27 protein-coding genes are annotated in these 23,586 nt (G+C 35.1%); 10 read left to right on the top strand and 17 right to left on the bottom strand.

Annotation, left to right across the window (positions count from 1 at the left end; all coding sequences use genetic code 11):
• Positions 1-274: 274 nt before the first annotated feature.
• Complete coding sequence (locus AAGD84_RS02650) at positions 275-1,930, bottom strand: ankyrin repeat domain-containing protein (protein ID WP_341818116.1); 1,656 nt, start codon at positions 1,928-1,930, stop codon at positions 275-277.
• Between the two features lie 310 nt (positions 1,931-2,240).
• Between AAGD84_RS02650 and AAGD84_RS02655 the strand changes: the two genes are divergently transcribed.
• Positions 2,241-2,417, top strand: coding sequence for a hypothetical protein (locus tag AAGD84_RS02655; protein ID WP_179945715.1), 177 nt, complete (start codon positions 2,241-2,243; stop codon positions 2,415-2,417).
• 292 nt (positions 2,418-2,709) lie between these two features.
• Here the strand turns inward: AAGD84_RS02655 and AAGD84_RS02660 are convergent, their stop codons facing one another.
• The 3 genes from AAGD84_RS02660 to AAGD84_RS02670 all read right to left on the bottom strand — a co-directional run bounded on the left by AAGD84_RS02660 (position 2,710) and on the right by AAGD84_RS02670 (position 5,183).
• On the bottom strand, positions 2,710-3,288 hold the full coding sequence (locus tag AAGD84_RS02660; protein ID WP_015588787.1) for an RlmE family RNA methyltransferase: 579 nt from the start codon (positions 3,286-3,288) through the stop codon (positions 2,710-2,712).
• Between the two features lie 76 nt (positions 3,289-3,364).
• A complete protein-coding gene (locus AAGD84_RS02665) occupies positions 3,365-3,940 on the bottom strand; it encodes a PopZ family protein (RefSeq protein ID WP_010082598.1) in 576 nt (191 codons plus the stop codon).
• Positions 3,941-3,959: 19 nt separating this feature from the next.
• On the bottom strand, positions 3,960-5,183 hold the full coding sequence (locus AAGD84_RS02670) for a TolC family protein (RefSeq protein WP_341818117.1): 1,224 nt from the start codon (positions 5,181-5,183) through the stop codon (positions 3,960-3,962).
• Positions 5,184-5,312: 129 nt separating this feature from the next.
• On the opposite strand from AAGD84_RS02670, the gene rplM reads away from it, so the two are divergent.
• The 3 genes from rplM to AAGD84_RS02685 all read left to right on the top strand — a co-directional run bounded on the left by rplM (position 5,313) and on the right by AAGD84_RS02685 (position 6,695).
• On the top strand, positions 5,313-5,771 hold the full coding sequence (gene rplM, locus AAGD84_RS02675; protein WP_010082596.1) for a 50S ribosomal protein L13: 459 nt from the start codon (positions 5,313-5,315) through the stop codon (positions 5,769-5,771).
• A 10-nt stretch (positions 5,772-5,781) separates the two neighbouring features.
• A complete protein-coding gene (rpsI, locus tag AAGD84_RS02680) occupies positions 5,782-6,237 on the top strand; it encodes a 30S ribosomal protein S9 (RefSeq protein WP_006279875.1) in 456 nt (151 codons plus the stop codon).
• Between the two features lie 146 nt (positions 6,238-6,383).
• Positions 6,384-6,695: an HU family DNA-binding protein gene (locus AAGD84_RS02685; protein WP_341818118.1), complete on the top strand. Its 312-nt coding sequence runs from the start codon at positions 6,384-6,386 to the stop codon at positions 6,693-6,695.
• On the opposite strand, the gene AAGD84_RS02690 is transcribed toward AAGD84_RS02685, so the two are convergent.
• Positions 6,688-7,395, bottom strand: a complete 708-nt coding sequence (locus AAGD84_RS02690; protein ID WP_006279877.1) for a pyridoxine 5'-phosphate synthase — start codon at positions 7,393-7,395, stop codon at positions 6,688-6,690. The genes AAGD84_RS02685 and AAGD84_RS02690 overlap by 8 nt on opposite strands.
• Before the next feature lie 136 nt (positions 7,396-7,531).
• Between AAGD84_RS02690 and AAGD84_RS02695 the strand changes: the two genes are divergently transcribed.
• From AAGD84_RS02695 to AAGD84_RS07510, 4 genes are all read left to right on the top strand, one after another.
• Positions 7,532-7,834: a transposase gene (locus AAGD84_RS02695; protein ID WP_081818090.1), complete on the top strand. Its 303-nt coding sequence runs from the start codon at positions 7,532-7,534 to the stop codon at positions 7,832-7,834.
• Between the two features lie 122 nt (positions 7,835-7,956).
• Entirely contained in the window at positions 7,957-8,253 is a 297-nt protein-coding gene (locus tag AAGD84_RS02700) for an IS3 family transposase (RefSeq protein WP_094189604.1), read from the top strand.
• 3 nt (positions 8,254-8,256) lie between these two features.
• Positions 8,257-8,418 (top strand): hypothetical protein, encoded by a 162-nt coding sequence (locus AAGD84_RS02705; protein WP_341818119.1) that lies wholly within the window; start codon positions 8,257-8,259, stop codon positions 8,416-8,418.
• Positions 8,411-8,575 carry an IS3 family transposase gene (locus AAGD84_RS07510; RefSeq protein ID WP_353271907.1) on the top strand — a complete coding sequence of 55 codons (165 nt, stop codon included), beginning with the start codon at positions 8,411-8,413 and terminating at the stop codon, positions 8,573-8,575. Before AAGD84_RS02705 ends, AAGD84_RS07510 begins: the two co-directional genes overlap by 8 nt.
• Before the next feature lie 472 nt (positions 8,576-9,047).
• Here the strand turns inward: AAGD84_RS07510 and AAGD84_RS02710 are convergent, their stop codons facing one another.
• The 7 genes from AAGD84_RS02710 to AAGD84_RS02740 form a co-directional block, all read right to left on the bottom strand.
• Positions 9,048-9,683: a hypothetical protein gene (locus AAGD84_RS02710; RefSeq protein ID WP_155968855.1), complete on the bottom strand. Its 636-nt coding sequence runs from the start codon at positions 9,681-9,683 to the stop codon at positions 9,048-9,050.
• Between the two features lie 128 nt (positions 9,684-9,811).
• Positions 9,812-12,328 (bottom strand): leucine--tRNA ligase, encoded by a 2,517-nt coding sequence (gene leuS / locus AAGD84_RS02715; protein ID WP_265038331.1) that lies wholly within the window; start codon positions 12,326-12,328, stop codon positions 9,812-9,814.
• A gap of 12 nt (positions 12,329-12,340) precedes the next feature.
• Positions 12,341-12,937 carry a M23 family metallopeptidase gene (locus AAGD84_RS02720; protein WP_341818120.1) on the bottom strand — a complete coding sequence of 199 codons (597 nt, stop codon included), beginning with the start codon at positions 12,935-12,937 and terminating at the stop codon, positions 12,341-12,343.
• 45 nt (positions 12,938-12,982) lie between these two features.
• On the bottom strand, positions 12,983-13,309 hold the full coding sequence (locus tag AAGD84_RS02725; RefSeq protein WP_006279880.1) for a MerR family transcriptional regulator: 327 nt from the start codon (positions 13,307-13,309) through the stop codon (positions 12,983-12,985).
• On the bottom strand, positions 13,309-13,614 hold the full coding sequence (locus tag AAGD84_RS02730) for an integration host factor subunit alpha (RefSeq protein WP_006279881.1): 306 nt from the start codon (positions 13,612-13,614) through the stop codon (positions 13,309-13,311). The genes AAGD84_RS02725 and AAGD84_RS02730 overlap by 1 nt, the downstream gene beginning before the upstream one ends.
• A 60-nt stretch (positions 13,615-13,674) precedes the next feature.
• Positions 13,675-14,634, bottom strand: a complete 960-nt coding sequence (locus AAGD84_RS02735) for an MFS transporter (protein WP_341818121.1) — start codon at positions 14,632-14,634, stop codon at positions 13,675-13,677.
• Positions 14,635-14,649: 15 nt separating this feature from the next.
• Positions 14,650-15,509 (bottom strand): IS630 family transposase gene (locus tag AAGD84_RS02740; protein WP_341817957.1). Its coding sequence is split into 2 segments (ribosomal slippage): positions 14,650-15,185 and positions 15,185-15,509, totalling 861 coding nucleotides; the frame shifts between segments, so codons are not numbered across the junction.
• A 49-nt stretch (positions 15,510-15,558) separates the two neighbouring features.
• Between AAGD84_RS02740 and AAGD84_RS02745 the strand changes: the two genes are divergently transcribed.
• Entirely contained in the window at positions 15,559-15,942 is a 384-nt protein-coding gene (locus AAGD84_RS02745) for a transposase (RefSeq protein WP_341818122.1), read from the top strand.
• A 203-nt stretch (positions 15,943-16,145) separates the two neighbouring features.
• On the opposite strand, the gene ppa is transcribed toward AAGD84_RS02745, so the two are convergent.
• From ppa to AAGD84_RS02770, 5 genes are all read right to left on the bottom strand, one after another.
• Entirely contained in the window at positions 16,146-16,661 is a 516-nt protein-coding gene (ppa, locus tag AAGD84_RS02750) for an inorganic diphosphatase (protein WP_077188435.1), read from the bottom strand.
• A gap of 62 nt (positions 16,662-16,723) precedes the next feature.
• Positions 16,724-17,959: a hypothetical protein gene (locus AAGD84_RS02755; RefSeq protein ID WP_264723063.1), complete on the bottom strand. Its 1,236-nt coding sequence runs from the start codon at positions 17,957-17,959 to the stop codon at positions 16,724-16,726.
• An 892-nt stretch (positions 17,960-18,851) separates the two neighbouring features.
• A complete protein-coding gene (gene mnmA / locus AAGD84_RS02760; protein ID WP_006279545.1) occupies positions 18,852-19,964 on the bottom strand; it encodes a tRNA 2-thiouridine(34) synthase MnmA in 1,113 nt (370 codons plus the stop codon).
• Between the two features lie 316 nt (positions 19,965-20,280).
• Positions 20,281-21,357 (bottom strand): rod shape-determining protein, encoded by a 1,077-nt coding sequence (locus AAGD84_RS02765; protein ID WP_007548791.1) that lies wholly within the window; start codon positions 21,355-21,357, stop codon positions 20,281-20,283.
• A gap of 23 nt (positions 21,358-21,380) precedes the next feature.
• Complete coding sequence (locus AAGD84_RS02770; protein WP_341818123.1) at positions 21,381-22,802, bottom strand: carboxypeptidase; 1,422 nt, start codon at positions 22,800-22,802, stop codon at positions 21,381-21,383.
• A 275-nt stretch (positions 22,803-23,077) separates the two neighbouring features.
• Here AAGD84_RS02770 and AAGD84_RS02775 point away from each other — a divergent pair, with 275 nt between their 5' ends.
• Complete coding sequence (locus AAGD84_RS02775; RefSeq protein WP_010081889.1) at positions 23,078-23,557, top strand: OmpA family protein; 480 nt, start codon at positions 23,078-23,080, stop codon at positions 23,555-23,557.
• Positions 23,558-23,586: the final 29 nt, after the last annotated feature.

Here is a 23,586-nt window from a genome sequence, read left to right on the forward strand (position 1 = left end):
AACTTGCAAATACTTTTACGCGCTAGGGCTATAGGTGTTATCCCAGCTCGTCATGCAAGTAGCCTCCTTTTCCTGTCATCCCGCGCGGAACAATTAACCGTCATACCGCCGCGGTATCTCATCCGCTAGCACGTAGCGGACCGTCATACCGTCACGGTATCTCTAGATCCCGCTGCGGGATGACGATTGCCAGGGTGTCATGCAAGTAGCTGACACATAACTGTACGAACATTACCTCCTGGGACAATGTTCGTGCAGCTGTGGGTGCTAAGTTTTACAAACACCGTTGTGCTGAACCTTGAATATCCACTTCTTTCAATTCAGTGTCAGGAGCGATGGGTTTTGATATTGTGTATGTAATGCCACCGGCTATCAGTGCAGATACCACAGAAGCTGCAACTATTAATAGAGCAGACAATCCGGAAGCAATACTAAGAGCAGCACCTACTGCTAACATAGCTGCAAGGCTCGCGTAGGCAACTTTTGGGGAAAATTGTCTTTTTCCTACTTTTTCTAGTGACACTTCATTTGTTTTAGTTTTGCCCAGTTCACCCTCAAGTGGTGTGTTTTCATTCTCCAGACTTTTTATTTTTTGTGTCAGTGATTCATTCTCTTTATTGAATTGTTTCAACTTAGTCTCATGTCTAGCTATACAACTTTTTGATTCTTCTAGTTCCTTTTGCGCTTTTTCTAACAACACTTCTGCTTTAGAATACTGACTTTCTGTTTTGTCTAATTTATCCTTAAGCGTTGCTTTTTCACTTTCTAGATCTTGTATTTTTTGTTCTAGTGATTCATTCTCTTCATTGAGTTTCTCCAGTACTTCCAATTTAGTCTCATGTTCAGTGACACAATTTCTCAATTCTGTTAGTTCCTTTTGCGCTTTTCCTAGTCCACCCTCAAGTGTTGTGTTTTTACTTTCTAGATCTTGTATTTGTTGTTTTAGTGATTGATTCTCTTCCTTTTGAGATCGCAGTGCGTTTTCTAGAGTCTGATTATCAACATTTTCCTCAACATGATTTGCCCCATCATGATTTATTTCGGAACGGGAAGAGGTATTAGATGCAGTCTCAAGTCCTAATTCTAGACCGCTGTCCTCACTATCACTTTCATCAGTAAGAATCCGTTTATCACTATATGTAGCATTTGTTTTTTTCGATGACTCAATTTTTTCTACCATATTCTTAACACTAACACGTAGGCATTGCTCATCTGCTGTACTGTCACTACTTTCACCCGTAACAGAAGTCTGTTTATCATTACGTGTAGCATCGTGTTGTTTCAAATAAGGACTTATAACATTTGCTGGTGCAGCAGCTGCATTACTTCTTTTTTTCACAGTTTTTGCCGGAGTTCCATGACTGTCCTGCAATAAATGGTAGTGACCTTCTCCTTCAATCTTTATATTAAGATCTTTTGCGTTTTCCTTAGGCTTTGTACGATAACTTTTTTCTGCTGCCTCTAACATTTTTATTATAGTATCCCTATTTGGCACATCACCAACCATCTCTCTTGGAGTCATATTTTTGCTTTTCAATGAAGGATTAACTCGATTATCACTTAGTAACAGCTCTATTATGTTTTCATGGCCATAAGAAGAAGCAATGTGCAAAGCAGTTAGTCCACCATCTTTAGATCCATCTTTCACTCGAGCGTTAACACTTACTTTCTTTTCTAGTAGAAGTTCTACTGTCAATAAATTGTTACATGCCGCAGCAAGATGTAATAATGTCCAATCTTCTATTTTGTCTGAAATTTTTATACTGAATTGATGCTCCTTACTAAAATTACGTTTAAACTTGTCGTATTCTGCATAATCTTTTTTACATAACTCATCTTTTATTTTTTGGAGCAAATTATCCTCATTCAAATCTTTACTCTCACTCACATTGCATATTATTTCAAAAAACTTTTCCTTTTCTATTGCCATAACTTTTACACCTAATTTATTTATTATTGCTGAACCATCTCACAAAAAAGTTAAGTTTGTCGAAATTCCATGTTTGATCTAAAAATTAGTCATAAACATTTTCTATGCAAGTAGCTGACACTGGTTCACTCTATAATGGTGTCACAGCAGTCCTACGTCATACCGCCTCGGTATCTCTAGATCCCGCTAACAAGTAGCGGGATGACGAGATGCCACCGTGAACCGTCATACCGCCGCGGTATCTCTTAGCCGCTAACACGTAGCGGGATGACGGTTGTCGTTTAGCTATAAACATTAAGAAATTTACCAAATGAAAAAAAAGGCAAAAGAAGCCCCGTGGTTATTATCCGCTTTAAAATATTGGCGTTTTTTATGTTTTAAACGCTTGACAAGCGAAATTCAGCTGCTTTTAATTGCAACTAACTTACGCTGCAAACGTTTAAGAAATTTACTAAGCAGAAAAAAAGACAAAGAATCCCCGAGTTAGCTAGTCTTTTACTATCTCTGTCGAGTATTGGCATTTTTTGATGTCTTGTAACGCTTTATAAGCGCGTTCAGCTTATTTAGATAAAAATCTAGATGTAGATGAAGTTTTGTAAAGACATACAGTATCTATATACTGCAAAAAATTGAACATAAGACGCCGATACATTAAGTAATCCTTACCTTTTAATCTGCAGATTGGCGAAAGCAAATACAATAGCTTCAGTTTCATGATAAGGGGGCTGGCGGAGTTTGTCAAGTAAGTTTTTTGTTTCTGCGGACTACCTAGATTAATATTATATAGAAAGTCTGCTGCCAATAAAGCCTAAACTTACCAAATACATTTCTGTAGATTCAGATCTACTTGACTTTGGTTTAAAGTATTTTACTGTTTTAAACATTTTTTTTAGCTCGTTACAAAAATCTTTATCAGATTCTCCTTGGAAAATTTTTACTACAAACGTGCCACCATGACTCAAGAAATGCTTTGCAAAATTGAGCGCTGCTTCGCATAAAAGCATAATTCTGATATGATCCAACGATTTTAAACCACAAGATTCGGGGGCCATGTCAGATAAAATTACATCAAATTTTTGATCCTTGAATTTTTCTCTTAAAATTTCAAACTCATTGATAATATCACATTGTATAAACTCTACTCCATTAATTGCGTTCATTGGTTTTATGTCAAGAGCAACCACATTTGCACCTTTCTGAGATGCAACTTGTGACCATCCACCAGGAGAAGCACCAAGATCAATAATTTTTTGCCCTTCTTGGAATAATTTAAATTTGTTATCCATTTCTACCAGCTTATATGCTGAGCGTGACCTATAACCATCCTTGCTAGTTTTTTGCACATACTGATCATTCAAATGACGATGTAGCCACCTTGTTGAAGATAGTTTTCTGCCTCTAGCCGTCTTTACTCTAGTTTTTATTGCTAATACCCTACTTATTATTGATTATATCTTTAAGCTCTTTTTCAACTACTTCTTTTACCAGTGCATGTAGATATTTATTCAGCCATTCTGAGAGCTGAGGTTTTAAAAGAGATGTAACTAATTCTTCAACAGTAAGGTTCGCTTTTTTTTGTTGTTTATGCTGTAATTCGTTTTGCATTTTTCCAAGCAACGCTTTGATCTCTTCCATATTCTCTTTTAAAATTAGATGATCGTTATTTTGCGCTTGTAAGCCGCTATTACTCGCTTTGTTATTACTCATTTGGATATTATCGTACAAATAAATATCTTTTTTTTCTTCTGAATTGTAGCTATGGCCATTAAATTGGTTATTGTTGCAAGCCATTTCCTCACTTTGGTCATCATTATCAATGTCCTCTTTTTCATTATTTTCTTTTTTGCCATCTTCTTCTATTTCTTCTGGATACTCTTCCTCAAGGTATAGCACATCATCATTTTCATCCTTTATTTCTGCTTTATCGTTACTCGCGTTTTTACCCGATATAGCTTTTTTTATATCTTCTAGGATATCTTTTACAGATTGATTGCCTTGTTCATCATGCATAGTGCTAATACCATTAAATTTAGAGGTCTATACTATTTATCATAAAAAGCAAGTTGTAAACACTAATCACATAATTGCTTTTTGCTTCAACTAAGTCTGAACGTGCTTTAAATAATGCATCTTCAGTGTCCAAAAGGTCAGATGTATTCTTTAAATTTAAGTTTACTTCTTGCTCAACTCCTTCCAATGCTAGAGCTGCTGCTTTTTCCGCTTCTTGACTTGCTTTGATAATGGCCTTTGCTGTCAACACATTATTCCAAGCATTTACAACTGCTTGTTCTATATTTTTTACCGTTTCATAATAATCGTAGGTAGATTTTTTTGCATCCATTTTAGCTTTACTGACACCAAAAGCATTAACTCCTCTCTTAAAGATTGGAACATCAAGAGTAAAAACTACATGAACATTTTCTAATAGTTTGTCTACCTTCATACCATCCTCCCCAAAATTTTTGCTTGCGCTTAGATTTAAAGAAGGAAGCCACTTGGAGCTTTCAGCAATCACTTCCATTCCGGCTGCTCTTTTTTGATAAACTGCTGCTTTTAGAGATAAATTATTGGTTTTTGCTAACTGTAAACATTCATTTAGCTCTGGAACAGAAGGTAGTTTATCATTAGCTTCAGAAAGGTCATCAGCATCTTCGCCAATCAAATGATAATAAGCAATATTTACCAACTTTAATTTACCTTCAGCATCAACTCTTTCGGATATAGAAGACGAAAATTTTGCTTTTGCTAACAAAACTTCAGCATTGGTTACCTCTCCAAGGGAAAAGCGTTTTTTCATAGCTGACAAATGTTCCAAAGAAACGCGTTCTTTATGTTCTCTGAGCTTTAATATTTCTGTCTTTTGTAAAACATTAACATATGCGTTCACAGCATTAAGTGCAAGCTCTTGTTTTAATTGCTGAAATCGCATCTTTTCTGCTTTGAGAAGATGGCTTGATCGACTGAATGTGGCAAAGGTACCACCGCCATCGATTAATTTCTGGCGCAATGTAAGTTTTTTTTCAGATGTATCAAGATTAAAGTTACTATCGAAATTGTATTGCAAATTAATGTCAGGTAAAAATCCAGCTAACCCAGAAGATTTATAGTGTTTTTCTGCGCTTTTATATTGGTAAAATTGAGACTTTATTTTTGAGCTATTTTTGATGGCTTTGCTTATCACTTCTCCCACATCGGTTGCATAGCAACTTATAGTATTAAAAATGATCGCAAGTGTGATAATCAATCGAAACATTCTAATTCCTATGCATATTGGTTGCGCAGCTCAATTACTAACATAAATTACTTTAATAATCAATAACTAATATTGTTGACACTATTGAGAAATTAAGTATATCATAGCTTACTATTGTTGGATCAAATAATGAAGACTTTTTTCTTAAAGGAGAAACAAATCAATAAAAAGTGGTTTGTCATAGATGCAGAAGGATTAGTGGTAGGGAGGCTTGCAGCATTTGTAGCGACACTATTACGTGGAAAGCATAAACCTGAGTATACACCTCATATGGATTGTGGCGATAATGTAATTATTATCAACGCAGAAAAGGTGCATTTCACCGGAAAGAAGCTTAAAGATAAAATTTACTATAAGCATACAGGTTATTCTGGTGGTTTGAAGAAAACTACTCCAGATAATATTTTAAATGGCAAATTTCCTGAGCGTGTAATAGAAATGGCAGTGAAAAGGATGCTTGATGATGGGCCTATGGCACGTAGACGCTTTGAAAATTTGTATGTTTATTCTGGTTCAGAGCATAAGCATCAAGGACAGCAACCTGAAAAGATAGATTTTGCCTCTTTGAATCGTAAAAATAAAAAGTAATGGAGTAAAAATGAAGAGTTCTACAATAAATAACAATGATTGGTCAGAAAAGACAATTAAATCAGCAGTTGATTCGCTTGGTCGTTTATATGCTACAGGCCGAAGAAAAGAATCTGTAGCAAGAGTATGGATAAAGCCGGGGAGTGGAAAATTTAGTGTTAACAAAAAAGGCGATCTAATTTCTTATTTTAAAAGAGAGTCAGTGTGCCAAATAGTAAAAATGCCATTTGTTGCAACTTCCACATTGGATAAATACGATGTATTTGCAACTGTAAAAGGTGGAGGGCTATCTGGTCAAGCAGGTGCTCTAGCTCATGGAATAAGCAGAGCTTTAAGTAGTGTAAGCCAAGATTTGCATTCTATACTACGTAATGGTGAGTTCTTAACTAGAGATTCACGTGTTGTTGAACGTAAGAAATATGGTCAACATAAAGCTCGGAAAAAGTGTCAATTTTCTAAGAGATAGTTATTTTATAGGGGTGTTTTTTTGTAAGTATTATACAAATATTTGCAAAAATGTATGATATCCTCTATTTTTGTGATGAATTTAGTTGACTATCGGTGTCAACATAATATGCTATTTATGTGATTTTTTCAATATTAAGGTAATTTATGAGTAAAGAAGATATAATAAAACAATTAAAGGAAGATTGTTCTAGTCAGAATATAGATATAACAAAATCTGATTTGAGCAAGATTCATGATGCGTTTATCAAAATAATAAAGAATGAGCTGCATGGGAAAGGTGAAATACGTTTGCATGGAATAGGAACATTTGCTACTGCTATCAGTCAGGAAAAACAATGTCGTAACCCCCAAAGTGGTGAGATCATGACTGTTCCTAAAAAGACAAGGGTAAAATTTAAAGCAAGCCAAACTCTTTTAAGTATTTTAAATGAGAAGGAAAAAGCAGCAGTTAGTTAGACATTGTCATTTTCATTGTTTTTACTACGCTGTGTAAGCCGTAAAATACAGCTTCGCTAATTAAATAGTGGCCTATGTTAAGAGCTGAGATGTGAGGTATTCTTGTCATCTTCTTAGCGTGTTTATAAGTTATGCCATGTCCTGCGTGGCATTCTATTCCTAATTTATTGACGTACTCTGCAGCATTAGTAATTAACTGTAACTTTTTTTCTGATGGATTATCACAGTAATCCCCTGTGTGAATTTCTATTATGTCAGGTTTTGTCCCTAGCTTTTCAAGATATTTTAGTTGATCAATATTTGGATCGATAAACAGTGAGACTTTTATGCTAGAGCTATGCATTTCCTCTATTATACTAGAAAGTTTACTGTGCATATTCACGATATCCAGGCCACCTTCGGTTGTTAATTCTTCTCTTTTTTCTGGTACTATACTAATCGAATAGGGTTTTACCTTTTTTGCTATTTCAAGCATTTCTTCCGTGGCTGCAATTTCAAGATTTAACTCAGTGCTAATGCTTTTTTTTAGGTTAAATACGTCTTCATCTCTAATATGCCTTCTATCTTCTCGTAAGTGTACAGTAATAAAGTCTGCTCCAGCGTCAATGGCTATTTCTGCTGCTTTCAATGGATCTGGATAAGAAGTTCCGCGTGCGTTGCGGAGGGTTGCAACGTGATCGATATTAACACCTAGTTTCACAATCTACCTCAGAAATTATTTATAGATTATACATGTTATTAGGTTTTTTGCATAGTCATTGTTTGACCTTACCCAGAAAAAGTGGAGAGAAAGAAAAGAGTTTTTTTGGGTAAAATAAAATTTTGGAGGATTAGAAATGGTAAGAGAATATACAGCAGAATTCAAATTGGAAGCTGTTAAACTGGCAAATGAACAAAGAAAGGCAGGTCAAACAATTACAAAAATAGCAAAGGATTTAGGAATAAAGGGTGGTTTATTAGGAAAATGGATAAAGAAACACAACGAAAAAAAGTCGGCAGCAGATGCATTTCCAGGTAGAGGTAACATGGCTCCTTACGACAAAGAGAGGTTTGATTTACAAAGCAAGAGTAATAAGGGAAAGAGACATTTAAAAAAAAGCCCTGGCCAGTCAAAAAGAGTAAAATATTTTTTTATATAGTAACTGCTATAAAGTACAGGAATTATGTAGGATTTTCTGCTAGTGGCTACTATAAGTGGACTACAAGAAAAATAAGCAGTAGAGAATCAGCAAATAAAGAGCTACTCGAAGCTATTCAAAAAATATATCAAGTTTCTAAATGTAGATATGGAGCTCCTAAAATTCATGCTGAATTGAAGGCTTTGGGTAAAAGTTGCAATTTGAAAACGGTGCAAAGTATTATGCAGAAAAATGACATCAGGGCTATACTGAGAAGAAAGTTTAAAATTAAAAAACAACAAACAGATAATAGAGCTGTAGCTCCCAATATACTAGATCAAAACTTTATTGTTGATCAACCAAATAAAGTATGGGATTACTTACATCAAAACCAAGGAGGGATGGCTATATTTGGCAGCAATAATTCTCACGTATGGTAGTTAATGAGTAGTGCAATAAATAAACAATTGGTTATGAACTCTTTATTAATGGCCATTAATAGGCGTAAACCTGTTAAAAATCTACTGCTGCACAGTAACCAAGGTTCACAATATACTGCGCAAGGGTATCAATATCTCTTAGCTGTAAAGAATATAGATGAGTAATAAAGGCTGTTGTTACGACAATTCTGTTGCAGAAAGCTTCTTTAGCTCATTGAAAAGAGAAATACTTATTGATACTTCACAACACCCTGCTCAACAAACTAGAACTGCAATATTTGAATACATAGAAATTTTTTATAACAAACAACGTCACTATTAACTATTGCATTCCAGAACAATTTGATGCATCATTCTTTTTGTAAAAAACATTCCAAACTTTCTCTCCACTTTTTCTGGGTAAGGTCATTTTTGCCTTGACCAAGAAAAAATTCAGCTATTGCCTTACTTTCTCTTGCAACAACTTCTTCCTTAACAATTTTTCCTTTCTCATCAACGATACTTATAAAAGTTTCTTTTAGTGAGATCGCTATAATATTCCATGAGACTGCTCCTACTAATAAAAGTTTAAATTATTTTTGAAGAACTTATTCTACTGAATTCGTTACTTCGTGCTAAAATAATGGACTCCATCATTCAACAGCAATTACAGTATGTTTACCCTTTTTCTTGTTATTTTTCTAATCTATAGCTAGCGTTCAAAACCATATTCGAAAATACGTTTTCGGATTTTTTTTAATGCTGTTTATTTCATCCTCAACATCGTCTCTACCTTTATGAACTAAGTAGCAGCATTAAAAATTATAACGTACCCCTATCTCTAGAGTTGCATCTGGTATTTGTTTTGCTTTTATACCACTTAGTTGCCCACCCATGGTCATACCAACTGCACCAATTATCTGCGGAGTAATTTCATAATCAACACCTAACTTTAGTTTATAGGAAATAGAACTCAGTATTTTATCTACTACAGATGAACCAGCAGCTTCACCACCTGATTCTGGAGCACCTTGTGTTTCTTCTTCCTTTTCTTTTTCTTCTTGTGAACTATCGCCATCACCATCAACTGTATCACTAACACCAAAGCCAAAAGGTGTTATTTGGAGATATCCTCCTAAACCTCCGCTGACATATAGTTTAACGGGATCAATATCAAGGTCAGGATAGAAGCGGTAGTTTGCCAATAAGCTAGCTCCTATGCTCTTTAATGACTTAATATTACTGAGAACCTCAAGTTCAAATTTAGAGTTTTGGTCATAATGGTAACCAAGAACAACACCAGGTTTCATTTTAAAGCCACCACCCCAACCAGCACCAAAGTTTAAACCTGCATAGTACTTATCTTCTGACTTACTTGCACTATTACTAGCTGCACCTGCTAGAGATGAAGTAAGCAACACAGCCAAAACGCACAATCTCTTTATTTTCATATAACTCCTCATACAAAAAAATATATAATGCATAAGTATATATCCTTTATATTAAAAAAGATATAACTACATGTCAAAAAAAGTATAGCCATAAAATCAGATTATATAAAACGTACTACTCAGGTCTTTTATATAACTATATTTACTATCTTATTTGGTACAGCATATACAGTGCGAACTTTGCTTTGATCGATCTTACTGGACACAGAGTCTATCGCTATTTTCTTCAATTCTTCTTGAGGTAAGTTAATTGCCACCTTGATTGTTGTACGTAATTTTCCATTGATTTGCACTGCTATAGTTACCGTATCGTCAACTAATAATGATTCATCAGCTCTTGGCCAAGGTTGACCTCCTATTTCTTGCCATAGGCTTTCAGCTAGATGTGGTATGAATGGTTCGATTACTCTGATTAATATACATATACCTTCATCAATAAGAGATTTTCCAGTTTTTACGTCTATTTCAGCTATTAAATTCGTCATCTCACGAAATTTTGCCACTACACAGTTTAATCTGCAGTTTTCCAAGTCATCTGTAAGTCCGTGTAAGAGTTTATGAATTTTTTTTCTGTACTCTAGAAGTCCACCCGTAACATTTTCATTATCATAGTGTATATTTACAGGTCTTAGCTGCATGACCATACGCCACAATTTATTTACATAACGAGAACAACCTTCCACGCCATCATCGGACCATTCCATATCTTTCTCCGGAGGAGTGTCGGACAACACAAACAAGCGAGCAGTATCAGCACCATACTTTTCTATGATAAAGTTTGGGTCAACTGTATTCTTTTTCGATTTGCTCATTTTTTCAACTTTGCCCACTTGAACTTTTGCACCTCGCGCTATTAATTCTTTTGCTTCTGCGGGAAATAGCCACTTACCATTTTCGTCTTTATAAGTTGCATGGCAGACCATTCCTTGAGTGATTAAAGTAGAGAAAGGCTCTTTAATATCAAAATAGCCACATTTGGTTAAAGCACGGCAGAAAAATCTTGAATAAAGCAAATGCAGAATTGCATGTTCTATCCCACCTATATAATAATCAACAGGCATAAAACGATTACATGCATCTTTGTCTATTGATTTATCTTCACTACAGAATGCAGCAAAATACCAGGAAGATTCAAAAAAGGTGTCGAATGTATCAGTTTCACGCTCTGCTTGCTTTCCGCACTTTGGACAATCAACAAATTTCCAAGTTGGGTGCTTATCCAGCGGATTGCCACCACTTGTAAATTCTACATCTATTGGTAGAACTACAGGAAGGTCTTTTTCTGGCACTGGAACAGTTCCGCAATCTTTGCAATATATGATAGGTATAGGGCATCCCCAATAACGCTGCCTTGAAACTCCCCAATCGTGCAAACGATAGTTTATTGTTTTTTTGCCTATTTTTTTTTCTTCAAATTTTTTAACTATGGCTTCCTTTGCTTCACTAACCATTAATCCGTTTAAGAATTCGGAGTTAAACATTGTCCCGTCTCCAGTATACGCCTCCTTTGTCATCTGAGTAGCTTGACACTGGGATCCATTGTAAGAATTCTGGTCACGCGCTGGAATGACACCTAAGTGGGCTGAAGAAATAACGGGAATTATCGGCAAATTATATTTCTGTGCAAATTCAAAGTCACGCTGATCATGTGCAGGGCAACCAAAAATCGCGCCTTCCCCATATTCCATCAACACAAAATTCGCTATGTAAAGCGGCAATTCCTTATCAAGAAATGGATGTTTGACGTTTAATCCGGTGTAAACTCCTATTTTTTCATCGTTCTCTCTTTTCGATTTTATTTCCTGGATCCCAGTGTCAAGCACTGGGATGACAACAGAAGAACCATTCTTTAAATCCTGCACAATAGGATGCTCTGCTGCCACTGCACAAAAAGAAGCCCCAAACAAAGTATGAGGATAAGTTGTAAAAACTTTTAATTTCTTATTCAGGCCAACTACTTCAAACTCTATAGTTGCTCCTTCAGATTTTCCTATCCAACGCTCCTGCATTGTTTTGACTTTTTCTGGCCAATTTTTCAAACTTTGCAGGCACTTGAGTAAATCTTCAGCGAAATCAGTAATCTTTAAAAACCATTGGGACAACTTACGTTTTTCAACAACTGCACCTGATCGCCATCCTTTTCCATCAACCACCTGTTCATTTGCAAGCACTGTTTGGTCCACTGGATCCCAGTTAACCCATGATTCTTTTCGATAGGCAAGCCCATGCTTTAAAAAATCCAGGAAAAATTTTTGTTCGTGTTTGTAATAATCAGGCTCACATGTGGAGAGTTCACGCTCCCAATTATAAGAAAGACCTATAGATTTCAACTGTGTACGCATATTATCTATATTCTCTTTTGTCCATGTTTCGGGGCTAATATTGTTATCCCTTGCTGCATTCTCAGCTGGTAATCCAAACGCATCCCAGCCAATTGGATGCAAAACCTCAAATCCATTAGCTCTCTTGTAACGCGCTATCACATCCCCTATTGCATAGTTACGTAAGTGTCCCATATGAATTTTACCAGATGGATATGGAAACATTTCCAACACGTAACACTTTTCTTGTTTACCACTCTTGCTTACAGAAAAATCCCATTTATCTTGATAAAATTTTTCAACACTTTTAAAATCATATTTCATATAAATCCAAATTCAATTACAGCTCATATGCATCAAAGGATCAACCGCTTGGCCATTATGTCGTATTGTGAAACACATCTGTGGATCTTTATCTTGTGTGCTTGATTTACCTGCAGATCCAATTACTTGACCTTGCTTTACTTTATCGCCAATTTCAACATGTATGTTTTTTAAATAGGAGTACACAGTCATGTAATTATCTTTGTGTTCCACTATAATTAAATTCCCATACCATCTCAGCCCTTTGCCTACATATATCACTTTGCCTGGTGCAGAGGAAACTACGTTCGTTCCATTTTGAGCAGCAATTTTTATGCCATCCTTACACATTTCATCAGAAGAGGTAGCTGAACCTTTAACTGGCATTACAAATTTACAATTTACCCCCACATTTTGTGTATTATTGTTATCTTTGTATATCCTATTTATGATGGCTTTTCTACTTTCTTTTTGCACTGAAGGCTCCCTAATTAAATGGTACTCTCTTGTATATTCCAGATCTCTTTTTCCGTAAAATTCTTCGCCTTTAAGCAGCACAGGTGCAGGTTTTTGCAGGCCACAGCCTATTAATATTGCTAATAACATAAGAAATGAGGCTATATGCCACATTTTAAACTCTCACAAAACTCCAAAATTTTAGCGAGACGTAGTGTTTCACGCCTGCTTGTTACTTTCCTCGTTATTTATTTTACTAGTTAAATAGTCCCTCAAATCGGTGAGTTCTTGCAACAAATTCTTTGTGACTTTTATATCATTACCAAATTCTTTTTGCACTCCTTTTATTGTATATCCTTTATCATATAGCATGTATTTTACTTTCTTTATGGCCTCTATACACTTACGATCATATAGCCTTCTTCCTTTACGCTTTGTAGGCTTAATTTGATGAAATTGACCTTCCCAAAATCTCAAAACATGCTGTTCCAAATGTAGCTCTTCAGCTACTTCCCCAATCGTATAAAATAATTTTTCCTTGTTCATTAATTATTGATTGATTTTTTTATAATTTTTGAAGGCCTAAAAGAAACTGAATTTCTTGCCTGAATCATCACTTTCTCCGATGTATTTGGTATATTTCCTGGTCTTTCCTTCTTTTTCTTAACCAAGAATGTTCCAAATGACGATATTTTTACTATTCCATCCTTTACCAAGCTTGTCTTTATTTCGTCCAATATATCATCTATTATCGAAACAGAGTCTTCCTTTGATAATCCTATTTCTTGGTTTATATCTCCAGCTATCGTTGCCTTAGTTACTGTTGTGTCTTTTGTTGTAACGTGATCCATTATTGATAAATATTACAATACGTAAATATAATATAGCAATCGACTCGAGATTCAGCTACTTTATTTTTTAGAGTATGTCTCTTTTGTTGCATAATTTAAAATACCGGCAACTATCAATATCGCAAATATTGCAAAAAGTGCCATTTTATGATCTGTAAAAAGTGCTAACATTGACACTATAACTCCACTGCCAATAAACATAAATCCATTGATAATGGATGATGATGTGCTGATGTATTTTCGTTTCACAATCTCGCTGCCGACAGTAAAATTAAGCATATGTCCTCCCGCAAAAAACCCGAACATTAACATACAAAAGTACACAACGTGGACTGTTAAATGGCTGTATAGTAAAATAATAATTGAGACGCCTTGCAATAAAGCAAAAGCAGAAATTACATGTTTCCTATTTTTAAATAAGTTTGAGATTCGATCTGCAATTGGAGCACCAACTGCAAGACCAAGCCATAGTATTGCAGTTGCTATACCTGACTCCATTGCATTGAGTTCTGAGTTGCCCAGTAACCTTAGAGTCCACAAGGTATTAAGTGCTAAAAATGTTCCAAAAGTAATAGCACCCACCACTGAAGTTATCCAGATATCTCTTAATTTTAGCACTGTTAATATAGAGCACATTACTGTCTTCATAGAGCTTTTTATTGTGCGCTTTTCTGAGCTGCTTTCTGGAAGTGTGTTTGGACAAAAAAGCGTAAGTACAAATATCAACACACCAAATAGTATTATGCATACAATCAGATTTTTCCAATATGCATCTTCGGCAAGCAAGTTAGAGAACAGTATTTGAATCACCAAAGCAGAAAGGCTTGAAATTGTCTGCACTAGTGAAAACATTAGTCCAAATTGGGCAGCGGAAAAACAGATGCTACTTATATGAGCAGCACCAATAAAACCAAATGATGCTCCAGTTGCAATCAATAATTGTGATAAAATCAAATGAGCAAAATTGTCGCTATTAATAAGGACAAAGAACCCAAAAATCATAGTTATAGCATTTCTCATAATAGTCCGAACAGGTCATAGGAAGGCAGAATCAACAGCACGACGAAAGGATTCGAATAGAGGAATGTTTTTCCTGGCTCTGTTTTTTATAGCAAACCAATGATGCTCAATTTTGTTGAAATCTGGAGAATAAGGCGGCAGATACAAAATTTCTGCACCAACCCCTTTAGCAAGCTCGATAATCTTATCAGACTTATGAAAAGTAGCATTGTCAAGAATGACAGTCTGTCCAGGTTCCAAGATCGGTGTCAAAAATTGCTCAAACCATCCATTAAAAACATCCATATTACAGTGGCCTTCAAAGGTTAACGGAACAACTATCTTTCTTCCACTTAAGGCTGCAACCATACTGATTCGTTGAGTTTTCTTTCCAGATTTTAAGGCATAAAACCGCTGTCCTTTCTGGCAATATCCGTAGGGGTAGTCTTCGGTGTTATCAATGCCAGACTCATCTATATACACTAAGTTTTTAGGTTCTTTTGTCGCTATAATTTTCAAAAATTCAGCACGTTTTTCTTCGTTTCTTTCCTTGTATCCATATGTCTTTTTTTGCGCGTAAATCCAATTTTTTTAAGGGCTCGATAGATCGTTTGGATACTAATGTTGTTCCAAAGTTTAGCCATTTCCGATAGAGTCTTTCCTCCGTGTTCTCTGGCAAATTTGGCAAAGGTATCCCAGTCGGTAATTTTGTGATTGTAACCCCCATTTCCAAGTTTTTTTGATTGAAAGTCTCCTGTTTCTTTTCTTCTTTGCTGCCACTCCCATAAAGTAGTTCGTCCAATCTTAAATCTTGCTGCCACTGTTTCTCTGCTTTCTCCTTCGTCTAGCGCTTCCATTGCTTTTTTTCTTAAATCATAACTATATGCTGCTGGCATTCAACCTCCTTATCATCATCTACCCTTATCCTATCACATCCGGACTTTTATGGAAAGAGCTATACTATATGCAGATAGGGCATATGACAGAGAAAAGCTCTATAAGCTGTGTAATCAATATGGTATAAAAACGAAAATTCCTCCGAAAAACAACGCAGCAGAGCATCCAAAGTTAGACTATATGGCTGAGAGAAATTCTGCAGTCAAGCTCATAAAGTCATATGATGAAGATGGTATAAAGAAGTGGAAAAAAGAGATGAGTTATGGAAAAAGATCTTATATAGAAGGTTTTTTCTCGCGATTAAAAAAGACATTTGGATTTAGTTTTAGGAACAAATCTGAAATGAATCGTGAGAGGGAACTGCTACTCAAATGTTATTTGCTTAACAAATTTACTGAAATAGGCATGGCTAAATTTGAGATAGCTTCATAAATTTATTGTGCGTTACCTACTATCCGAAGAGCGATGCAACAAAGCCATCCCAGTGTCAAGCACTGGGATGACATCATTTACTATGTGCCATATTGCAATGTTCGTACAGTTGTGGGCGGTATCTCATCAGCTAACACGTAGCGGAATGACGAATTTGTTGTTTTTCAAATCGTAGAGCCACTTTAGCTATAAATCAACAAAAACTAATTTCCGCTTTTAATAGAGCTTGCAACAATTTGTTTTGCTTCTTCTACACCAACCCATTCTCCAACTGCTACTGTTTTTCCCTTTTCTAGATCTTTATAATGAGAAAAGAAATGAGTAATTTTATCTAGTAGATTTTTAGATAAATCAGAATAGTTCTTTATATTGTCATAATAGCTATCAACACTGGAAACAGGCACTGCTAATATTTTCTCATCTTCTCCTTTTTCATCTTTAGTGAGTAATGCGCCTATTGGACGTACCGATATTAAAACACTAGATGCTAAGGGAAATTGAGTTAGCACCAAAACATCCACAGGGTCACCATCACCTGCGCAGGTATTTGGTATAAATCCATAATTGCAAGGATAAGTCATTGAGGTAGATAAAAATCTGTCAACTTGTAACAACCCAAGCTCTTTATTAAATTCATACTTTACAGGCTCAGCATTTGCACTTATTTCAATTACCACATTCACCGCATTTGGTCCCGCTGTTATTTTACTTAAATCCATAAATCACCTCTTAACTTAAGATTATACAATATGTACTTTTAAATTGCTACATTTATGTAGTTCTAAGCTTGTTTTGCATGGAGCGGTCCTAAATTTTCATTCGTCATCTTATTGACTGTTGAAAGTGGTGGTTCCTGTGATAATTGAAATAAAGCATATACTATTACAATAGTAAGCACCGCACCAACTATCAGGTTAGTAAGGTTGTCTTGTAGCAAAACATTTTTTATTGAGTTGAACAATTTTTGCTCCATAAAGAAATAATCAGCAACATATAACCCAACAGATAATACAAACATACCTAAAATAAGTTTACAGACTGTGTTTTTATGGTTCTTTTCTTTTTTCTTGCCGACAATGAAATTTGGCCTACATTCATTCTCTTCTTGTGGCACTGAATAATATGTGTTGTTTATTATCCTCTCTTCAAACTTATTGCTATTTTGCTTCTTCAACAGCTGTTTCACAGTTGGTCCAATGCTTTTCAGGCATAAAAAACCTTGATTATTGTAACCTGCTGACATATTGAATATTCTGTTTAAGCTACCTATCCTTCTGTAATCCAGCGTATATTTGATGGCTCCATTTTGATCTTCCAGGCCAATACTTTGCAATGAGATAGCTACATTTCCTATATATCCGAAAATAACTCCATTATTTATTATTGATAATGTTCCTTTTTTAATTAATTTATTAGATGGTGAAAGTTCTTTATAGTAACTACCTATGGAAAACAACAATGCAATATCTTTATCTACTTTTATATTATGAATAGAGTAGTAACAGCCAATAACGCACTTATTTAATGCAAATTCTCTGTCATATTTGTTTAATGTATTTCCTTCACTTAGTAACTTTCTAAGACCAATGAGTACTTTATTTTCAAAATCTTCTTCTGTTTTAAATATTGGTTCTCTCTTTGGATTTGCTAAGATGTTAAGTAAATCTAATTTTCTTCCATCTACTACTTCATTTATATATTCATTTAACTCAGATCCTTTAATAACTTCATATATTTTATCTATGACATCTTTAGTATTCAGGTTATTGTTTTCACTTAGAATTCGATAAGCTAGAGCATAAATTAAAAACAACCCTTGTAGACTAAATTTTAAGTTAAAATAGTAATCTAATTGTTCATCTTGCTTCTGTATGAATGCAGACAGACCTATGTGATTCCTGTGATCCATAAAACGATCTAAGTCAGCATGTTGAAAGCTACCTAAAAAAATAAATAACGTCTCTAATAAATTACCCTTACCAACAATTTTTATTAGTTCTTCAATTTCTTTTATCATTGCTGAAACCTATAATGTTCTACTTTATAGTATAAGGGATACATGGCAAAATAGCAATAAATGTTATTAGACTTCTTGCATAACCCAAACTAAGTAGAAAAAGGTATAGCTATACCGCCGCGGTATCTCAGCCACTAACAAGAGATCCCGCTAACACGCAGCGGGATGACGAGACTTATCTTTATGCCGCCGCGAACCGTCATACCGCGATTCATTCGCGGTATCTCTCAACATAGATCCCGCTAACACGTAGCGGGATGACGAATTACTTAACCATCATTACACCGTCATACCGCGATTCATTCGCGGTATCTCTTAGCCGCTAACAAGCAGCGGGATGACGGTTGTCGTTTAGCTACAAACATTAAGAAATTTACCAAATGAAAAAAAAGGCAAAAGAAGCCCCGTGGTTGGCTAATTACTTACATTATACTTTCAAGTATGGCGTTTTTTTATTCTAAACACTTAATAACCGCGATTTAGCTGCTCTTAAGCCGCAACTAATCTAAATTATAAACGTTAAGAAATTTACTAAACAGAAAAAAAGGCAAAAGAAACCCTAGGGTAGCTAGTTATTCACTATCCATTTTTTAAGTTGGCGTTTTTTAATGTTTTAAATGCTTTATAAGCGTATTTCAGCTTGTGTAGGTAAAAACCCAGAAATTTGATAAAGACATAGAGTGCACATAGTGCAAAAAATTAAACATGAGACGCCAGATACGTGAGTTTTTTTGTCATTTAATCTGTACAGAGAAGATAAATAAATAGCTTCAGTTTCATGATAAGGGGGCTGGCGGAGTTTGTCAAGCAAGTTTTTTTGTTTCTATTCCCAATGTTATATGGTTATGCAAGAAGTCTATTGTATGTTTACACTCTGCATTAAAGCTTTTAGTTAAGAGCATATCCATCCACCGCCGATAACTTGCTCATCTTTATACGCTACACAGGCTTGACCTGGACTGATGCCAAAGTAATCGTCGTTTAAAATGACACAGGCTTTATTTTTTTCGTCAGTTGAATGTATTGTTGCTAAACTTCCCGCATGTGATGATCTCAGCTTCACAGTTACTTCCATACCTTCCTTTGGTTGTTCTAACCAATTTAACTCCTTGATCAATATTTTTTTTTGCATTAATACGTTGATCGGACCTACTATAACCTCATTATTTTCTGTATTAATTTTTATCACATAAAGAGGTTCATTGTGTGCGATACCCAAGCCCTTTCTTTGCCCCACTGTAAAATTTACTATGCCACTGTGCTCGCCTAGCACTTTTCCATTAACATCCACTATTTTACCTTTCTGTACAGATTGTGGAGCTAATTTAGCTATTGTTTTACTATAGCTTTCGGAAACAAAGCATATATCTTGACTGTCCGGCTTTTCAGAAATTTGTAAGCTGAAATACTTTGCTAATTTTCTTATATCACTTTTATAGAACCCACCTAGTGGAAATCGCAAAAGCTTCAATTGCTCTTGAGTTGTAGCAAACAAAAAATAACTTTGATCTTTACTTTTATCAATGCTTCTGCACAACTTTACCTCACCATTTTTTTCTAACCTTCTCACGTAATGTCCTGTTACGAGCACATCCGCACCAAGATTTTTTGTAACTTGTAATAGATCACGAAATTTTACCGTTTGGTTACATCTCACGCATGGTATGGGAGTTTCCCCACGCATATAGGTACTCGCAAAATCCTCTATTACTTCCTTTTTGAATATTTCCTCATAGTTTAAAATATAGTGAGGAAAGCCAACACTTTCAGCTACACGCTTAGCGTCATAAATATCCTGTCCAGCGCAGCATGCACCCTTTCTTGCGTTAGCATTACCGTCAGTGCCATAGAGTTGAAGAGTCACACCTATCACCTGGTACCCAAGGTTATGTAGCAGTGCTGCAGCAACCGAGCTATCAACTCCCCCGGACATTGCAACAACAGCCTTAGTCTGGTGCGGAGTTTTATCTTTTAGCAGAGGTTCAATTTCAAATTCTTTTAGCATAACCGCCTTAATTTATAAACGCAAATCTTGTGTCATTCCAACATACAACTGTGCAAACGTTTTGATTTGGGGGCAATTTACATAGTAGATAATGTCATGAAAGTAGCTGACACTGGAATCTAGCTTCTATTACACAAATTCATTAAAACAGCATATTTATTTGTAATCAAGTTTCCTGGATCCCAGTGTTAGCTACTCGGATGACACCCTTTTCTGCTAGAAGTTGCCTTCAAATTACTTGGTGCATGACACTGGGATCTCATTTATATTACATAATTCCATCAAAACAATTCGATAAACTACCTTCAAAAACAATTTAATCTTGCTTGAATAAAACATGGCCAAAATAATCCATGTTTTCAAGCACTTTTCCACTACCTAAGGCAACACAACAAAGTGGGTCATCTGCAACACGAACCGGTAATTTTGTTGTTTCACTGATAACTTTACCTAGATTACGTAATAATCCACCACCACCGGATAAAACTATTCCTCTATCGACTATATCAGAAGAAAGTTCAGGTGGAGTGCTCTCCAGCGCAGTCTTAATAGCAGAAATTATCTGATGTACAGGCTCTATTAAACTCTCTGCAACTTGGTATTCTGATAAAAGCATTTCTTTTGGCATGCCACTCACTAAATCCCTGCCTTTAATTATCATTCCCTCTTTGTTATTTTCACCTGGCAGACTGGCTGAACCTATGCTTTTCTTAATTTTCTCAGCGGTTGTTTCACCGATTAACAACTTATGATTTTCACGAATATATGATTTTATTGCTTCATCCATAATATCGCCACCTACTCTGGCAGAACGTGAATAAACAATTCCGCCTAAAGAAATAATTGCAACTTCAGTTGTACCGCCTCCTATATCAACAATCATAGAACCCTCAGGTTCAGTAACCGGGAGCCCAGCTCCGATTGCTGCAGCCATTGGTTCTTCAATTAAAAATACTTCATTTGCACCAGCACTTTCTGCTGCATCTTGTATAGCACGCCTTTCAACTGGCGTGGATCCAGATGGAACGCATATGATAATATTAGGTTTATTAACAGTGAATTTTGTGTTTGCACTGCGTATGAAATATTTTAGCATTTCTTCCGCACTTTTAAAATCAGCAATGACTCCATCTTTTAAGGGCCTTATCGCCTCTATTTCTCCAGGCGTTTTTCCAAGCATCATTTTAGCTTTTTTACCAAAAGCATAAGGAACGTAACTTCCTTTTTCTTTTATTCTTGCTACAACTGAAGGCTCATCAAGCACTATTCCCTGATTTTTCTGATAAACTAAAGTGTTTGCAGTGCCAAGATCTATAGCAATATCGCTAGCGAATAAACCTTTGAAAGTGAAAAGGCTATAAAACTTTCCGGTTAATTTTCGAACAAAATTCATACATAACTCAAGAAAACCATTTATTAAGACAAATTATACTTTTCAGATAAGTAGTAAGTAACACACTCAACGTCTAAACCCTTACCTGTTACTTTTTTTAGCAGTTCCAGGCCACACTTTGCACTGTATATATTTTGAGATAACCAACTGATAAGTAAACTAAAATCTCCTTTTATTATAGCACTTAATGATTCGTAATGATTCTTTTTAACGCAAGAGAAAATCTGCACAGCAGCAATTAAAGCAATAATTTTTATAGGAAAGTATCCCATAACACCGCTTGCCCAATATTCATCTTGAAAATAAGTGTTTAGCTCATTTTCAGCTTTTACTGGAATTTTATAGTGCTTCATACCTTCCAGCCACGCATCATGCAGGTCTTTGACTTCCAATGTACCATTTATTATATCTTGTTCTAACCTAGTTCTCAACATAATATGAGCTAACAGACTAAATTCATCTGCATTTTTTAAAAAAGAAGAAAGGTTTATTTCATTGAAAATCAAGTACAAATTTTCAACACTGCTAACTTTCTCGTTAGTTTTGCCTTTTATAGCAAATTTCTCTTTTATGTGTGGTTGAATAAACTCAATAAATTCTCTGGATGTTCCAATCATCCTTTCCATGAATAACCCTTGAGTTTCATACATAACATGTCTCGTAATTGGACTACTTATAGAATTTTGCGCTAAACATTTTTGATAAATTGCATAACCACTATGCCGTAAAAGTGAAAATAAACCATAACAAAAATCAGATCCATCATAATCTATAGGGTAGTAATAAGAAGTACGAATCTCATTTAGTGCAATACCCATTTGCTGTAAACATAATGAGCCAAGTTCAATCTGTTTCTGAGTAGCAACTTTTTGTATATTAGTAACCTTATCCTTTTTCTGCTTTTCAATTATTTTATCTACATTTTCGCTAAAAAATTTGCCTACCTTGGGGAATACTTCCCTTATATTCTTTTCTGTGATATCAGAGTCATAGTCAGCAAGCAGTGAGTCGTATTTTGAGCATTTTAATTGCTGCGATTTTATAGAAGCTACTTCGCGAATGAGTGTGATTAAATCAGTAAAACGTTCTTTTAGTTTTTCTAAGTTACTGGTTTCAGAATGAGATAGCTTCCATAAATCTTGGCATTCAACCTTAGCTTTGGATAAAGACTTTACTAAATCAATAGGAACAGCACTGTTGTTTTTATGTATTCTCTCTATTAACTTTAGCTGCTGAGTATTTGCACTTTTTTTGTTACCAAGAGCATCTGCTAATGATTCCTTTATTGCGTCATGAGAGATAATTTCATGTCTGATTTCTTCTAGAAGACTCATTTGTTCAACTTTGTCCTCTATATTCAATTGGCTTTGGTTTAGTACTTTTAGCGTATTTTCGATATTCTTTACCCTATATAATACTTCCTCTAAAAACTTATAAGATTGCATATTTGTTCATTATTTTAGAAAACATCTGTTTAATACCGTAATAGATTAATAATAAAGTTAAAAGTATATTTGCTTAAAGTACAATAAAAAATTGTACTTTTTATTCTTTTATTGGATTTTTCTACTCAGAGTCCAGCATATTATAGGAAAATTAATTGTAAGGTTGTAGAAAAAGTATTTAGTATTTTATTTCTCTTGACTATATTACAATATGGAGAGATATTAGCTACTGAAATTAAAGTTACGCACTATTTAAAATTTATGGAGGTTTAGTAATGTGGAGTAGACTGGTTATAATGTGCTGTTTTTGTTTATTACTTACTGGTGTAAGTTCTTGCCCAAAAAAAGGAGCAAATACAACAAATAAAATAAATTCTGTTGTTAAGCAGATAGGTGATAAAAGAGTTTTCTTTGGTTATGATGAATCTAGTATTGCTGAAGTAAGTGCAGATGCATTACTTGACGTAATGGAGGTGTTACAAGATAACCCTGACGCGAAGGTTACTTTAACTGGTCACACTGACAACCGTGGTTCTCATGAATATAATCTTGCGCTAGGCGCTAGAAGGGCAGATGCAGCTAAAAAATTTATGGTTAGTTGTACACCCTACATAGAAAACAGAATAAAAACTGCTTCTAAAGGTGAAACTGAGCCTTTGGTTAATGTAAAAGATGATTCTAGAAATTCTAAATATGAAAAAGAGCATGCTAAAAATCGTAGAGTGGAATTTTCATTTTCTGGAATAAAGAAATAGTTTCTTGCATTAAAACCTGGATCCCAGTG

The sequence above is a fragment of the Wolbachia endosymbiont (group A) of Andrena fulva genome (assembly GCF_964026815.1).
Taxonomy (GTDB): Bacteria; Pseudomonadota; Alphaproteobacteria; order Rickettsiales; family Anaplasmataceae; genus Wolbachia; species Wolbachia pipientis.

Bases quoted from the DNA above. Each gene is read 5' to 3' on its own strand.
- AAGD84_RS02650 (WP_341818116.1), bottom strand. From the start codon at position 1,930: ATGGCAATAGAAAAGGAAAAGTTTTTTGAAATAATATGCAATGTGAGT.
- AAGD84_RS02655 (WP_179945715.1), top strand. From the start codon at position 2,241: ATGAAAAAAAAGGCAAAAGAAGCCCCGTGGTTATTATCCGCTTTAAAA.
- AAGD84_RS02665 (WP_010082598.1), bottom strand. From the start codon at position 3,940: ATGCATGATGAACAAGGCAATCAATCTGTAAAAGATATCCTAGAAGAT.
- AAGD84_RS02670 (WP_341818117.1), bottom strand. From the start codon at position 5,183: ATGTTTCGATTGATTATCACACTTGCGATCATTTTTAATACTATAAGT.
- rplM (WP_010082596.1), top strand. From the start codon at position 5,313: ATGAAGACTTTTTTCTTAAAGGAGAAACAAATCAATAAAAAGTGGTTT.
- rpsI (WP_006279875.1), top strand. From the start codon at position 5,782: ATGAAGAGTTCTACAATAAATAACAATGATTGGTCAGAAAAGACAATT.
- AAGD84_RS02685 (WP_341818118.1), top strand. From the start codon at position 6,384: ATGAGTAAAGAAGATATAATAAAACAATTAAAGGAAGATTGTTCTAGT.
- AAGD84_RS02695 (WP_081818090.1), top strand. From the start codon at position 7,532: ATGGTAAGAGAATATACAGCAGAATTCAAATTGGAAGCTGTTAAACTG.
- AAGD84_RS02705 (WP_341818119.1), top strand. From the start codon at position 8,257: ATGAGTAGTGCAATAAATAAACAATTGGTTATGAACTCTTTATTAATG.
- AAGD84_RS07510 (WP_353271907.1), top strand. From the start codon at position 8,411: ATGAGTAATAAAGGCTGTTGTTACGACAATTCTGTTGCAGAAAGCTTC.
- AAGD84_RS02710 (WP_155968855.1), bottom strand. From the start codon at position 9,683: ATGAAAATAAAGAGATTGTGCGTTTTGGCTGTGTTGCTTACTTCATCT.
- leuS (WP_265038331.1), bottom strand. From the start codon at position 12,328: ATGAAATATGATTTTAAAAGTGTTGAAAAATTTTATCAAGATAAATGG.
- AAGD84_RS02720 (WP_341818120.1), bottom strand. From the start codon at position 12,937: ATGTGGCATATAGCCTCATTTCTTATGTTATTAGCAATATTAATAGGC.
- AAGD84_RS02725 (WP_006279880.1), bottom strand. From the start codon at position 13,309: ATGAACAAGGAAAAATTATTTTATACGATTGGGGAAGTAGCTGAAGAG.
- AAGD84_RS02730 (WP_006279881.1), bottom strand. From the start codon at position 13,614: ATGGATCACGTTACAACAAAAGACACAACAGTAACTAAGGCAACGATA.
- AAGD84_RS02735 (WP_341818121.1), bottom strand. From the start codon at position 14,634: ATGAGAAATGCTATAACTATGATTTTTGGGTTCTTTGTCCTTATTAAT.
- AAGD84_RS02745 (WP_341818122.1), top strand. From the start codon at position 15,559: ATGGAAAGAGCTATACTATATGCAGATAGGGCATATGACAGAGAAAAG.
- ppa (WP_077188435.1), bottom strand. From the start codon at position 16,661: ATGGATTTAAGTAAAATAACAGCGGGACCAAATGCGGTGAATGTGGTA.
- AAGD84_RS02755 (WP_264723063.1), bottom strand. From the start codon at position 17,959: ATGATAAAAGAAATTGAAGAACTAATAAAAATTGTTGGTAAGGGTAAT.
- mnmA (WP_006279545.1), bottom strand. From the start codon at position 19,964: ATGCTAAAAGAATTTGAAATTGAACCTCTGCTAAAAGATAAAACTCCG.
- AAGD84_RS02765 (WP_007548791.1), bottom strand. From the start codon at position 21,357: ATGAATTTTGTTCGAAAATTAACCGGAAAGTTTTATAGCCTTTTCACT.
- AAGD84_RS02770 (WP_341818123.1), bottom strand. From the start codon at position 22,802: ATGCAATCTTATAAGTTTTTAGAGGAAGTATTATATAGGGTAAAGAAT.
- AAGD84_RS02775 (WP_010081889.1), top strand. From the start codon at position 23,078: ATGTGGAGTAGACTGGTTATAATGTGCTGTTTTTGTTTATTACTTACT.